The organism is Isoptericola sp. NPDC060185 (genome assembly GCF_042728595.1).
Classification (GTDB): domain Bacteria; phylum Actinomycetota; class Actinomycetes; order Actinomycetales; family Cellulomonadaceae; genus Isoptericola.
In genome coordinates, this window is sequence record NZ_JBHWYY010000154.1 from 1 (window position 1) to 1393 (window position 1393).

General features: G+C 71.4%; 1 protein-coding gene. It reads left to right on the top strand.

Annotation, left to right across the window (positions count from 1 at the left end):
* The first annotated feature begins 258 nt into the window (after positions 1-258).
* A complete protein-coding gene (locus ACFWDO_RS21385) occupies positions 259-1296 on the top strand; it encodes a L,D-transpeptidase family protein (RefSeq protein WP_380327185.1) in 1038 nt (345 codons plus the stop codon).
* The last annotated feature ends 97 nt before the right edge of the window (positions 1297-1393 follow it).

Sequence of the window (1393 nt, forward strand, 5' to 3'; positions counted from 1 at the left end):
CGCCCGCCGGGGAGATCGAGGACCTCGGCGTCCTGCCGGGGATGTGGGACGCCGTCGCGACGCGAGCGGTCGCGTACCCGAGGTGTCCCTCGACACAACCTTTTCGCCGTCCGGAGCGTCGTGGCAGGTGAACGACCTGGCACAGGTCACGATCTCGACACGACCGGAGTGCTGCGGTAGCGGACCGGGCGGGCGCGGGGCACGGTGGTACCCCGCGGCGCACCCGGTACGCCGCCACACCGGCGCGGAAGGGGCACGATGCGTACGGTTCCCAGGACTCGACGACGCCGCGCGGCGTCCTTCCTCGGCGTGCCGGTGGTGCTCGCCCTCGTGCTCGGGGGCTGCGCCCCCTCGTCCGGGGACGGCGGCCAGGCCGAGCCGGGAGCCGCCCCGACGGACACGGTGACGACCTCGGCCCCGTCGGGCACCGCCTCGGACGACGGCGTGCTGGGCTCGGCGTCCGACGACGCGGCGCAGCAGCAGGCGGAGCAGGACGCGGCGGACCAGAAGGCCTCCGACGACGCCGCGAAGAGGGCCGAGGAGAAGAAGAAGGCCGAGGCCGCCGAGAAGGCGAAGAAGGCCGAGGAGAAGGAGGCGGCGGAGAAGAAGGCCGCCGAGGAGGCCGCCGCCCAGGAGGCGGCAGAGCAGAAGGCGGCCGACGAGGCCGCGGCCAAGAAGGCCGCCGAGGCGCGCGACAAGCTGATCTCCTACGGCGACTCCGGCGCGAAGGTCACCGCCCTGCAGGAGCGCCTGCAGGAGCTGGGCTACTTCCTCCAGGACGCGGACGGCACGTACGGCCCGGCCACGCAGCAGGCGGTGTGGGCGCTGCAGAAGGCCGCCGGCCAGTACCGCGACGGCGTCGTCGGGCCGAAGACGCAGGCCGCCCTCGACGACGGCGTCCGGCCCCGCGCGCACTCGTCGTCGGGCAAGGCCGTCGAGATCGACCTGGACCGCCAGCTCCTCATGACCGTGGAGAACGGCAAGGTCACGCGGATCTTCAACGCCTCGTCGGGCAACGGCGACACGTACGAGGCCAAGGGCCGCACGTACCACGCGTCCACACCGCGCGGCTCGTTCGCGGTGTACATGGAGCGCAACGGGATGCACGAGTCCACGCTGGAGCTCGGCTCGATGTACCGGCCCAAGTACTTCTCCGGCGGGTACGCGGTGCACGGCTCGTCGTCGATCCCGCCGTTCGCCGCGTCGCACGGGTGCGTCCGCGTGTCGAACGCCGCCATCAACTGGCTCTGGGACTCGTGGGGCATGCCCAAGGGCACGCCCGTCATCCTCTACTGACCCCGGCTGTTGTGAGCGGGCGTTTGGCCTTCAGCCAGGCTTTATGTTTTGTGTCGCCATGATCCGCAGTAATTTTGGTTATTGGCGTTGTTGTCCC

Bases quoted from the DNA above. Each gene is read 5' to 3' on its own strand.
- ACFWDO_RS21385 (WP_380327185.1), top strand. From the start codon at position 259: ATGCGTACGGTTCCCAGGACTCGACGACGCCGCGCGGCGTCCTTCCTC.